At 61.1% G+C, this 13,996-nt stretch carries 1 protein-coding gene (running past one end of the window); it reads right to left on the reverse strand.

Annotated elements, in window-relative coordinates; genetic code table 11:
• Positions 1–13,996 carry the 3' portion of an InlB B-repeat-containing protein gene (locus OZX67_RS06675; protein WP_277141916.1) on the reverse strand. Its footprint extends 24,347 nt past the window's final position, so 13,996 of the gene's 38,343 nt are visible here — the last part of the coding sequence; its start codon lies off the right edge, out of view; the stop codon is at positions 1–3.

Genomic DNA, 13,996 nt, shown 5'->3' on the forward strand with positions numbered 1-13,996 from the left:
TTAGCCCTCCTTTGTTCGGAACCTGCGACGAAGCTCAAGACCAATCGCAGCCAGCAAAGTGGATACCGTGGCGATGATAGCGGGCAGGTCGATGGACGCACCGGTTTCGGCAATCGTCTCGTCCTTGGTGACGGTCTGCTTGGTCTTCTTGGAACCGCGGTCGCCGGAATTGAATCCGTTTCGGCCATTTTGGCCGTTCTGTCCGTTCTGGCCCTTCTGACCATTTTGGCCGCTTTGGCCGCTTTGGCCATTCTGACCGTTGCCATTGCCATTACCGCTAACGTTACTGGAGTTACCGTTACCATTGCCATTACCGCTACCGGAGCTACCGTTGCCGTTGCCATTACTGGAGTCTCCATTGTTGCCGGTGTTGCTGTCGCTCTGCTTATGCACCAGCTTGCCCTTGGCGTTGTTGAGATCGGCGATGGCCTTATCAACATCAGCCTTGGAGGCGTTCGGATCGTTGGCGACCTGCTGGGCGTGGTGCAACGCATCCTGGAACTGCTGCCACGATTCAGGCGTGTAGTCATCTCCATTCAGCTTGTTGCCCTCGTCGATGACGGTGTTGAGCTTGTCATTGTCGGACTTGCTCGGCATCTCATCGCTCCAGTGTGCGGTGAGCACAACCCCGTCGGCATTGATGGTGCCGTTGACGAAGTCGAACTGCGACTCGCCGTTGAACCAGCCGAGGAACCTGCGGTTGCCATTGGTCGGATCATTGGGCTTGGAGAGCTTGCCGTTGTTGCTGACCTGGGTGAACGTGGCCTGGCCGTTGGCCGGGTCGAAGATCACCGTGTGGTCGACGACCACTCCCGGACCAGCAACAACGTTCCAGCCGGCCTTCAACGTGGTGTCGTTGAAGAGCTTGTCGGCATTCGGATCGTCGAACTTCCAAGCGCGTGCACCGGACTTCGGCGAACCGTCGGAGTTCAGATCCTCAGGCTTGAACCAGCCGGCGAAGCTGTGACCAGCGAGCACCGGAGTGCCGGGGTTGGCGAGTTTGCTGCCCTTGTCTACGACCTGGACCAGCTTCGAGCTGTCCGCGATCGCGCCGCCGTTCAGATCGAATGTGGCCTTCGCAGTGTTCGCCTTCTGGTTCCAACCGGCCTGCAGGATCATAGGCCCGGAGACCGTGCCGGTAGCGAAGTCCCAAGCCGTCGGCAACGGGTTGCCATTGCCGTCGAGCGGGTACCAACCGGTGAAGTCGTAACCATCACGATGGACCGCACCAACACCGGGATCGGTAATCTTCGCGCCGTTTTCGACGTGCTGGACCTTGACCTTGGAGAGGTCATCGGCCGTGCCACCGTTGAGTGCGAAGCGAACTTCGTACTTCGCAGGCTCCGAGCCTGGGTTGCTCAGCGGGAACGTGATCTCGGACTCGTTGCCCTGGGCGTCGACAGCAGTGACCATTACCGTGCCACTGGCCGTCATGCCGGCGGGCCTGTCAAGGAGCCACTGGCCGGTGCCGTCGCTGGCGGCGGTGTTGCCGTAGCTCAGCGTCAGCGAATCGGAAACGGTGTCGTTCGGCTCAACACGATTGCTCGTGCTGTTGGAGTAGATCCAGCCGGAGATGCCGTTGTTCCAGTCGGCGCTGAGGCTGGCCATCGGGATGTACGGGGCGACCATATCGATCAGGACGTCGCTATCTGTGGAGACAGCCCTGACAAGATTGCCACGCACGACCTCGGCCGTGAACGTCCAATAGCTGCCGACACCAAGCTCGTTCGGGAACTGGTTGGTCGGGTCGTTGAAGTCAACACTCCAATTGCCGTCAGCCGAGACCGCAACCTCGGCGGTCTGGTCGGGCGAAACACCGTCTTCGCGATGCGCAATCACCCTGACCTTGTCGCCGGACTTCACACCGTTGGCCATACCGTTGACCGTGAGCTTGGAGTTGACGGCAAGTGCGCCCTGATGAGCGTGAGGCACCACGACGCCGTTGCCTGCGTCGATGGCCAATTGGATATTGGCTTCGGCGTCACGCCAGTGCGCGTAGACCGTGGAGTTGGCACTGAATTCGGTGTCCGTGGTGACATTGCTGCCACCATTCGCCGCCGTGAACCAGCCGTCGAACATCTTGCCGTTCGGAGCAGTCGGGCCGCCAGGCAGGGAGGCCAGCTTCTTGTTGACCGTAGTCTGCGGAGCAGGGGCATTCACACCGCCGTTCGCATCGAAGGTGACGGTGTATTCGCCGGACGGAACCGGGGCCACAGGGGCAGACTTGGTCTTCCACACCGCGTAGAGCGTGGTGTTGCCACTCAGCTCAGTGTTGAAGTCGAACTCACCACCGTTCTTCGACAGTGACCAATGAGCGAACTCCTTGCCATTGGGAGCAGTCAGTGCTTCGGAAGGCCTTGCGGCCTTCTTGCCCGAGGTCTGTTTGGTGAACGAACCTTGGTTGTCTGAGGTCTTGCCACCCTGCAGATCGAACGTCACTGTGTACTCGGTGGAGTCAACATGAGACTGGTTCTTCCACTGGGCGTAGACCGTCGTGTTCTTGGAGAACTCGGTGGCCGTGGTGACCTTGTCGCCACCATTCGCCGCGTCGTACCAATCCTCGAACGTCTTGCCATCGGGAGCACCGGTCGGAGCAGCAGGCATCGAAGCCAGCTTGTGACCAACCGTCGTCATGTCGGCAGGAGCACCCGTACCGCCGTTCGCGTTGAAATGAACCGTGTACTCGACCATCTTCCACACCGCATAGAGCGTCGTGTTGCCGCTCAGTTCGGTGTCGAAGTCGAAGGCGTCTCCACCCTTGCTCGCGGACCAGTGGCTGAACTCCATACCGGCGGGAACGGTGAGACCGTTCATTTCGGCATCGGTCGGCTGCTGAGCCTTCTTGTTCGAGGTGGTCTTGGCGAACGCCTGGGAAGCATGGCCGTTCTGCGGGTCATAGGTCACCGTGAACTCGGTGGGACCGGGAACCGGAGGCGTGGCAATCCAGACCGCATAGAGCGTCGTGTTGCCGATCAGCTCCGTGTTGAAGTCGAACGCGCTACCTTCCGGAGCGGAGGACCAGTGCAGGAACGTCTTGCCAGCCGGAGGCGTCAGGCTTGCCACCTGGGCTCCGGACGGCTGAGCGACCTTGTGGTTGGTCGTGCCCGCGGTGAAGGACGAGGCGTTGCCGGCGGTCTTGCCACCCTGCAGGTCGAACGTCACCGTGAACTCGCTCGAAGGTGCCGGAGCAGAGGACTTGGAATAATGGGCCGTCAACGTCGTGTTGGCGCTGAACTCATTATTGAAGTCGTAGGCCACAGTTGCACCGTCCTCGAACCAACCATCGAACCTGTCGTAACCCAGCGGAATCTGCGGATCATTAGGAGCAGTCAGCTTCTTGTTCGTCGTGGTGAGCGTCTGATCAGCGTCAAGTCCACCGTTGGCAGGCTTCAAAGTGATCAGGTACTCGTTGGAAGCCGGGTTCGCAGTCCAGTGAGCATAGAATGTCGCGTTGGCAGTCGGAGCGTACGGGAACGCTACCTCAGTACCGCCGTTCGCCTTCGTGTACCAGCCATCGAAGTGATAACCAGCGCGCACCGGGTTGGTGGGCTTGCTGACCGTGCCGGGATACGTCGCGTGCTCGGAAGCGGTGGTGGTATGACCATCCGGATCCTCGAACGTGACCGTATACTCGTCGGCCTTCCAGCCGGCCTGCAACGTCATGCTGTCGCTGACCGTGTCACCGAAGTTCCAGGCAGTGGACGACGGAGTGGAGCCATTGAGCTTGTACCAGCCGGTCAGCGTGTAATGCGCACGCGACACCGAACCGTCAGCAGGCTTGGTGGCCTTGCCGTTCCTGTCGAAGACCTGATCGGCGACCTGCGACGGGTTGGAGACCGCGCCGCCGTTGACGTCGAACTTGACCCTGACCTTGCCGGCAGGGGTCGGCGTGACGGGCTTGGCCTTCCAGCCGGCCTTGAGCGTGGTGTTCGCGGTGACCCTGTCACCGGTCGCGCCGAACTTCCATGCCGTCTTGCCGTCCTTCACCGTGCCGTCAGCGTTGAGATCGCCAGGCTTGAACCAGCCCTCGAAGTCATAGCCGGCCTTGGTCACAGCACCGGGATCGTCGAGCGTCGACTGGTCATCGACATTGCGGTCGGCGGTCTTCGACGGGTCGGAGGCCACGCCGCCGTTCACGTCGAACTTCACCGTGAACTGCTGCGCCCAGTGAGCGTAGACCGTGGTCGCGCCCAAAACCGGGGTGCCGCCGGCGCCGAACTTGAAGACGTTGGCGTTGTTGGCGTCCGAATCGTACCAGCCAAGGAACCTATAGCCGCTGCGTGTCGGGGTGCCCGGATCGTCCGCAGTCTTGCCGTAGGCGATCATCTGGTCGTCGATGGATGAACCACCGGTGCCGGTGTTGAACGTGACCTTGTACTGGGTCAGCTTCCACACCGCATAGAGCGTGGTGTCACCGGTCAAGGCAGGAGCCGTACCGAAGTCGTAGGCCTCGCCGCCCTTGGTCTTCGACCAGTGATCGAAGGTCTTGTGGGCGGGAGCGGTCAGGTGACTCATCTCGGCCGGTGTCGGCTCGACGGCCTTCTTGTCGGAGGTCGACTTGCCGAAGGCCTCAGACTCATGACTGTTCTGCGGGTCATAAGTGACCATGTACTCGCCGCTCGTCGGAGCGGCGGGCTTCGTCATCCACACCGCGTAGAGCGTCGTGTTGCCGCCCAACTCGGTGTTGAAGTCGAAGTCGTCACCGTCAGGCGAGGCGGACCAGTGCAGGAACGTCTTGCCCTCGGGGGCCGTGAGCCCTGCGACCTGAGCCGCAGTGGGCTTGACGGCCTTCTTGCCAATCGTCGAAGCAGTGAACGTGCTCTGGTTGCCAGAGGTCTTGCCGCCCTGCAGGTCGAACGTCACCGTGAACTCGGTCGGAGGCACCGGCGCAGACGACTTGGAATAATGAGCCGTCAACGTCGTGTCGTCGGTGAACGCAGTGGCGAAGTTGTACCTCGCGGATGCGCCGTCGGCGAACCAGCCATCGAAGGTGTCGTAACCAAGCGGGAGCGTCGGAGCCGAGGGCTCGGTGAGCTTCTGATCGGTCGTTGTCTCGGTGAAGTCGCTGTCGATGCCGTTCGCGGGCTTGAACTTCACGTTGTACTCATTGGCAGGCGGGTTAGCCGTCCAGTGAGCGAACAACGTGACGTCGCCAGTCACCGTGTACGGGAAGGCAACTTCAGTGCCGCCGTTCGCCTCGGTGTACCAGCCATCGAAGTGATAGTTGGCGCGCGTCGGATCATCCGGCTTGGTAACCGTCTTGTGGTACTTGGCGGACTTGCTACCAACCGTAGAACCACCCTTGCTGTCGAACGTGACCGTGTAGGTCTTGGCGGTCCAGCGGGCATATACCGTGGTTGCGGCCGTGATTGGCGTATTGGCGAAGTCGAATACCGAACCACCGTCAGCTGCGTCGTACCAGTTCAGGAACTCGTAGTGAGTACGTGTCGGATCATCAGGCTTGTCGGCCTTGCTACCGTCGACCACCGTCTGGTCAGGAACCGAGGCGGAAGTAATCGGCGAGTCGGCGGAGCCGTTCAGGTCGAACGTCACCTTGTGGTCGATGGTCTTCCACACCGCGTAGAGCGTCGTGTCGCCGGTGAGTCGAGGCTCGGTGGCGAAGTCGAACTTCGCGCCGCCCCTGCTCTTCGACCAGTGATCGAAGGTCTTGTGGGCGGGAGCGGTCAACCTGCTGACCTCAAGCTGTGAAGGCTCTTGCGCCTTCCAGCTCATGGTCGGCTTGCCGAAGGCTTCGGACTCGTGGCCGTTCTGTGGATCGTAGGTCACCATGTACTCGCCGGGGGCAGGGGCCGGAGGCGTGGCCATCCACACCGCGTGCAACGTCTTGTCGGACGTCAACGTGGTGTTGAAATCGAACGCATCGCCATCGGCGTTCTCGGACCAGTGCAGGAACGTCTTGCCGGCCGGAGCCGTCAATCCCGCGACCTGAGCCGCGGTAGGCTCGGCGATCTTCTGATCTTGCGTGAAGCCGATGAACGAAGTCTCGCCGCCGACGGTCTTGCCGCCTTCGAGATCGAAGGTCACCTTGTGCTCGCTGACAGGCGCGGACGTGGTGCTCTGCGAGTACTTCGCAGTCAGCGTCGTGTTGCCGGCAAACTCGTTGGCGAAGTTGAACGCCGCAGGCGCACCTTCCTTGAACCAGCCATCGAAGGTATCGTAACCCAGCGGAATCTGAGGATCTGCAGGAGCTGTCAACTTCTTGTGCGTCGTGGTGAGCGTCTTGTCGGCATCGAGTCCGCCGTTGGCGGGCTTGAACGTGACCAGGTACTCGTTCTCAGGAGCGTTCTGCGTCCAGTGGGCGTACAGCGTGACGTTGCCGGTCACCGTGTACGGGAAGGCAACAGCGGTGCCGCCGGTCAGCTCGGTGAACCAGCCATCGAAGTGATAGCCGGCGCGGGTCGTCGTGGGCTCGGTGTTGATCTTTTCGCCATAGTGAACGGTCTGAGGAGCTACAGCAGAACCGTCATGCGCATCGAATGTCACCGTGTACGGCTTGGCGTTCCAGTGGGCATAGACCGTCTTGGCGGAGGTGATCTCGGCATTGAAGTCGAACTCACTGCCACCGTCGGCGGCATCGAACCAACCAGCGAAGTCGTAGTGGGCACGAGTCGGATTTTCAGGCTTGCTGACCTTCTGACCATCGACCACCTGCTGGGCAGGAATGGCCGCCGAAGTCACCGGGTCGGACTCGGAATCGTTCAGATCGAACGTCACTTTGTGCGTGATGTTCTTCCACACTGCATAGAGCGTGGTATCGCCGTCAAGCTCGGGCTCGGTGGCGAAGTCGAACTTCGCACCGTTCCTCGTCCTGGACCAGTGATCGAACTGCTGATGGTCGGGCTTGGTCAGCTTATCCATCTCGGACTGCGTCGGGGCAACCGCCTTCTTACCAGAGGTCGCCTTGCCGAAGGCCTGGGACTCGTGGCCGTTCTGCGGGTCATACGTCACCATGTACTCGCCGCTCGTCGGAGCAGTAGGCTTCGCCATCCACACCGCATAGAGCGTCGTGTTGTCGCTCAGTGTGGTGTTGAAGTCGAAGTCATCGCCGTCAGGCGAGGCGGACCAGTGCAGGAACGTCTTGTCAGCCGGAGCCGTGAGCCCTGCGACCTGAGCCGCAGTAGGCTCGGCCACCTTCTGGCCGGACGTGCGTTCGGTGAACGTAGTATCACCGTCGCGCGTCTGTCCGCCCTGCAAGTCGAACGTCACCGTGTGCTCACCTGCGGCGGGCCGTCCGGCGGCCTTGGAGTAATGGGCCGTCAAGGTCGTGTCCGTTGTGAAGGCAGTGCCAAAGTCATAGGCACTCTGCGCACCGTCGGCGAACCAGCCGTCGAAGGTGTCGTAACCCAACGGAATCGTCGGAGTCGGAGGATCAGTGATCTTCTGATGACGCGTGGCCTTGGTGAAGTCGGACTGAATGCCGTTCGCGGGCTTGAACTTGACCACATATTCGCTGGCAGGCGGGTTGACCGTCCAGTGAGCGTGCAGCGTAATGCTCTTGCCGGGCTTGTACGGGAACGCGATTTCGTCGCCGCCATCGGCCTTGGTGTACCAGCCATCGAAGTGATGGTCGGCAAACGTCGGAGCCTCAGGCTCGGTAATCGTGTTCGGGTATGTGACTGTCTTATCGTCAGGGGCACTGGTGCCGCCGTTCGCATCGTAGTGGACCGTGTAGTTTTCACCGGTCCAGTGCGCGTAGACCGTAGTAGCCTGCGTGATTGGGTCGTTGAAGTCGAAGGTATCCGAACCATCCGCAGCCTTGAACCAGCCGGCGAACGTGTAATGCGTACGCGTCGGGTTGGTCGTCGGCTTGCTGGCCTTCTCGCCTTCCATCACCGTCTGATCGCCGATGGTTGCGGGATCGGTAGGCGCATCCTCGGAACCCTGGAGGTCGAAGGAAACCGTGTACTGGTCCTTGTTCTTCCAGATGGCGTAGACCGTGGAATCCTCACTGAACTCAGTGTCCGTCGTCACTTCAGTTCCGCCGGAACGCTGGGTAGCCCAGTGATCGAACTTCTGGCCGTACGGAGCAGTGGCCGGGGCGCCAGGAACCGACGTCAGCTTGTGATCGGTCGTCTGCTGGGCGGCAGGCGCATCAGCGCCGCCGTTGGCATCGAAGCTCACCGTGAACTCGCCGGAAGTCGGGGTCTGGTTTTCGGTCCAGTGCGCATGCACCGTTGTGTCGTCAGTGATGGCAGTGTCGAAGTCGAACTTGTCATTGCCGCCAGCGGCCTTGAACCAACCGGCGAACGAATAACCGGACTTCAACGGATCCGTTGCAGGACGCTTGGCCTTCTTGTTGTTCTCAACGAGCTCTGGTTCGATGGAGGAACCGCCGTGGGTATCGAAGGTCACGAGGTGCTTGCCCTCAGGAGCCGTGGTGGGCTTGGTGTCCCAGTGTGCGAACACCGTGGTCGCCGCAGTGAACACCGTGTCGGTGGTGATCTTCTCGCCAGCAGTGGCATCCGTGTACCAGCCATCGAATACCTTGCCGTCAGGAACGCCACTCGGGCCGTTCGGAACAGCGACAAGCTTCTTGCCGACAGTCGCCTGCGGCAACGGAGCGCCGGAACCGCCGTTCGCGTCGAACATGATCAGATACTCGCTGGTATCGGGAACCTCGTTCTTGATCCAGTGCGCATAGACCCTGGTCGCGGCCATGATCGGCTTGGTGAAGTCGAACGCGTCGGTACCGTCCGCTGCCTTGAACCAGCCAGCGAACGTATAACCCTCGCGAGTCGGGTCGGGGACAGGCTTGTCGACGGTCTTGCCGTAGTCGACATCCTTGCTGTCGATAGGAGTGCCGCCCTGCGTGTCGAACGTCACCGTGAACTGGATTGTCTTCCAAATGGCGTAGACCGTGGAATCCTCACTGAACTCGGTGCTGGTAGTCACCTTGGTGCCACCGGAACGCTGGGTAGCCCAGTAATCGAATTCCTTACCGGTCGGAGCAGTCGCCGGAGCACCAGGCACCGACGCGAGCTTATGGCCGCTGGTCTGCTGCGCAGCAGGCGCATCAGCACCGCCGTTCGCATCGAACGACACCGTGAACTCATCGGCAGACGGGACCTCGTTCTTCGTCCAGTGTGCATGCACCGTCACATTGCCGGTGATGGTCTCGCTATCGAAGTCGAACTTCTCGGCGCCGGTAGCACTCTTGAACCAGCCGGCGAACGTATAGCCGGGCTTGGTCGGGTCGGCGGCAGGACGCTTGGCTTTGCCGTTCTCGTCAACGAGCTGAGACTCGACCAAAGAACCGCCGTGAGTATCGAAGCTCACCGTGAACTTACCAGACGGAGCAGGCTCCGTAGTCTTCCAGTGCGCGTACACCGTGGTCGCCTTGGAGAACTCGGTGGCCGTGGTCACCTTGTCGCCAGCGGTCTTGGTGGTGTACCAGCCCTCGAACACCTTGCCTTCAGGTGCAACGCGCGGACCGTTCGGAACGGTGGCAAGCTTCTTGCCGACCGTAGCCTGCGGCTCAGGAGCGCCGGAACCACCGTTCGCATCGAACGTGACCAGGTATTCGCTCGGGGCAGGAGCCTCGGCAGCTGTCCAGTGCGCGTAGACCGTCGAAGCCTGCGTGAACACCGTGGACGTCGTGACCTCGTCGCCGCCTTCGGAGGCAGTGAACCAGCCGACGAACGTCTTACCAGCCGGAGCCGTCGGACCAGCCGGAATGCTTTCCAGCTTGTGATCAGTGGTCTGCTGCGAATTAGGAGCATAGCTGCCACCGTTCGCGTCGAAGGTGATTGTGTATTCGTCACTCGTCAGCTTCCAGATGGCATAGACCGTGGAGTCCTGAGTGAACTCGGTGGCCGTAGTCACCTGAGCGCCACCCTTGCGCTGGGTAGCCCAGTGATCGAACTCCATACCAGCAGGAGCCGTGAGCGGAGCACCAGGAACCGTTACGAGCTTGTGGCCGTTGGTCTGCTGGGCGGCAGGCGCATCAGCACCGCCGTTGGCATCGAAGGTCACCATGAACTCATTGGCAGCAGGCGTCTCGTTCTTCGTCCAGTGGGCGTAGACCGTGGTCGCCGCAGTGATGGCGGTATCGAAGTCGAAGGCATCCGAGACACCGGCGGCCTTGAACCAGCCGGCGAACGTGTAACCGGACTTCGTCGGGTCGGTGACAGGACGCGTGGCCTTCTGGCCGCTTGCAACGTTCTGAGGCTCGACCGAAGAACCACCCTGCGTGTCGAAGCTCACCGTGAACTGACCAGCCGGAGCAGGCGCAACAGACTTCCAATGAGCGAACACCGTGGCGTTGTCGGAGAACTCGGTGGCCGTGGTCACCTTGTCGCCGCCCTTGGCAGCCGTGTACCAGCCGTCGAACACTCTGCCGTCAGGCACACCGCTCGGGCCGTTCGGCACCATCGGCAACTTCTTGCCGACCGTAGCCATCGCAGCCGGAGCACCGGAACCGCCATTGGCATCAAAGGTGATGAGGTACTCGCTCGAAGCGGGTGTCTCGTTCTTCGTCCAGTGGGCGTAAACGGTGGTGGCAGCGGTGAACAGCGTCGAAGTCGTGACGGCGTCGCCGCCTTCCGACGCTGTGAACCAACCGACGAAAGTCTTGCCTTCAGGGGGCGTCGGAGCACCCGGAACGCTTGCCAGCTTGTGGCCAACCGTCGTCTGCGCGGCAGGCGCATCAGAGCCGCCGTTCGCGTCGAAGGTGATGGAGTACTCGCTAGTCGTGAGCTTCCAGATGGCGTAGACCGTCGTGTTCTCGCTGAACTCGGTGTTGAGGTCGACCCTCTGGCCACCCTTGCGCTGGGTAGCCCAGTGATCGAACTCCATGCCGGCAGGAGCAACCGCAGGAGCGCCAGGAACCGTTACGAGCTTATGGTCGGTGGTCTGCTGAGCGACAGGCGCATCAGCACCGCCGTTCGCATCGAACGTGATCGTGAACTCGTCGGCAGACGGGGTCGCGTTCTTCGTCCAGTGCGCATGGATCGTCGTGTCTTGGGTGATGGCCTCAGCGCCGAAGTCGAACGCATCGTTGCCTTCAGCAGCCTTGAACCAGCCGGCGAACGTGTAACCGGTCTTGACCGGATCGGTGGCAGGACGCTTCGCCTTGCCGCCGCTTGCAACGTTCTGGGACTCGACCGAAGAACCGCCGTGCGTGTCGAAGCTCACCGTGAACTGGCCAGCCGGAGCAGGCGCAGCAGTCTTCCAGTGCGCATACACAGTGGTGTTGGCGGAGAACGCCGTCTCGGTGGTGATCTTTTCACCATCGGTCTTACCGGTGTGCCAGCCGTCGAACACTTTGTTGGCGGGCACGCCGCTCGGGCCGTTCGGAACGACCGGCAGCTTGCCGTCGATAGTCGCCATCGCAGCCGGAGCACCGGAACCACCGTTGGCATCGAACGTCACCTGGAACTCGCTCGGAGCAGGCGTCTCGTTCTTCAGCCAGTGCGCATAGACCGTGGTCGCACCAGTAATCTTCGTACCGCCCTCGCCGAACTTGAAGACATCGGCATCGTCGGCAGCGGAATCATACCAATCAACGAACGTGTAACCGTTACGCGTCGGAGTGCCGGGATCGGAAGCGGTCTTGTTGTACTCGATCTGCTGCGGTTTGACCGTAGAACCACCGGTGCCGGTATCGAAGGAAACCGTGTACTGCGCGGTCTTCCAGACTGCGTAGAGCGTGGTGTCGCTGGTGAGCGCCGAAGCGGTGTCGAAGTCGTAGGCTTCGCCATTCTTGCTCGCGGACCAATAATCGAACTGCTTGTGATCGGGAGCCGTGAGCGCGGCAACCTCGTCGTCGGAAGGCTTCTGAGCCTTCTTATCGACTGTGGACTTGCCGAACGCCTCAGACTCATGGCCGTTCTGCGGGTCATAAGTCACCGTGAACTCGCCAGAAACAGGTGCCGGAGGCGTGGCCATCCACACCGCGTAGAGCGTCTTGTTGGCGCTCAGCTCGGTGCTGAAGTCGAACGCATCGCCGTCGGCCTTATCGGACCAGTGATAGAACGTCTTGCCCTCGGGGGCAGTCAGTCCGGCGATCTGGGCCTTGCTCGGCTCAACCGCCTTCTGGCTCGACGTCGGCGCGGTGAATGTGGTGCCACCGTCGTGCGTCTGGCCGCCCTGCAGGTCGAACGTCACCGTATGCTCGCCCTCGGAAGGCGTGGTCACCTTGGAGTAGTGAGCCGTCAGCGTCGTGTTGTCAGCGAACTCGTTGGCGAAGTTGAACTTCGTGCCGCTGTTGAACCAGCCATCGAACTTGTTGTAACCCAACGGAATCGTCGGATCAGTTGGCGCCGTCAGCTTCTTGTTCTCCGTGGTCTCGGTGAAGTCGGGCTCGATGCCGTTGGCGGGCTGGAACTTCACGACATATTCATTGTCGGGCTGAACCGTCCAGTGAGCGTGCAGCGTGACGTTGTCGGTCACTGTGTACGGGAAGGTGATCTGCGTGCCACCGTCGGCAGCCGTGTACCAGCCATCGAAGTGATGACCGCTGAACACAGGCTTGGTGGGGGCATCAATTGTCTTGTTATAGTCGACAGTCTTCGGGCCGACAGCGGAACCGCCCTCGGAATCGAACGTCACCGTGTACGGCTTGGCGGTCCAGTGCGCGTGCACCGTGGCACCGGCCATAATCGGGTCGTTGAAGTCGAAGACATCCGAACCACCCGCGGCCTTGAACCAGCCGGCGAACGTGTAATGCGTACGAGTCGGGTCTTCAGGCTTGTTGGCCTTCTCCCCCTTGACAACCTTCTGGTCGTCAATCGAAGAAGGCGTGACCGGCGAATCGGGCGAACCGTGGAGGTTGAACGACACCGTGTACTGAGGCTTGGCCTTCCAGATCGCGTAAACCGTGGAATCCTCGGTGAACTCAGTGCTGGTGGTCACTTCGCTGCCACCGGAACGCTGCGTGGCCCAGTGATCGAACTCCATGCGCGTAGGCGCAACCGCCGGCCCGTCAGGAATCGAGGTCAGCTTGTGGCTGGTCGTGGTCTTCGCGGCAGGCGCATCAGCACCGCCGTTCGCATCGAACGAAACAGTGAACTCGTTGGCGGACGGAATCTGGTTCTTCGTCCAGTGGGCGAACACCGTGGTATCCGTGGTGATCGTCTCGGTGTCGAAGTCGAACTTGTCGTTGCCACCCTCGGCCTTGAACCAGCCGACGAACGAATAACCAGGCTTGCTCGGATCCGTGGCAGGACGCGTGGCCTTGCCATTTTCAGCAACGAGCTCTGGCTCAACAGACGAGCCACCCTGCGTATCGAAGTTCACCGTGAACTGGCCAGCAGGAGCAGGCTCCGTAGCTTTCCAATGAGCGTAGACCGTAGCGGCAGCGCTGAACTTGGTGGCCGTGGTCACCTTGTAGCCGGTGTCCTTCTCGGAGTACCAGCCGTCGAACACCTTGTTGGCGGGCACGCCGCTCGGGCCATTCGGAACGACCGGCAACTTCTTGCCGACCGTAGCCATCGCGGCAGGAGCACCAGTACCGCCATTGGCATCGAACGTAATCAGGTACTCGCTCGGGGCAGGCGTCTCGTTCTTGATCCAGTGGGCATAGACCGTGGTCGCACCAGTAATCTTCGTGCCACCCTCGCCAAACTTGAAGACATCGGCATCGTCGGCAGCGGAATCATACCAATCAACGAATGTATAACCGTCGCGCGTCGGAGTGCCAGGATCGCTAGCGGTCTTGTTGTACTCGACCCGCTGCGGTTCGACCGCAGAACCACCGGTACCGGTGTTGAAGGAAACCGTGTACTTGATCAGCTTCCAGATGGCATAGACCGTGGAATCCTCGGTGAACACCGTGTTCTCGTCGACCGTCTGACCGCCGGAACGCTGGGTAGCCCAGTGGTCGAACTCCATATGGGCAGGAGCAGTCGCCGGGCCGTTCGGCACCGTAGTCAGCTTGCCATTGGTCGTCGTCATCGCGGCAGGCGCGTCAGCACCGCCGTTCGCGTCGAACGACACCGTAAACTCGTTGGCGGACGGGGTCCCGTTCTTCGTCCAG

It is taken from the genome of Bifidobacterium sp. ESL0728, assembly GCF_029392015.1.
In the GTDB taxonomy this organism is placed as follows: Bacteria; Actinomycetota; Actinomycetes; order Actinomycetales; family Bifidobacteriaceae; genus Bifidobacterium.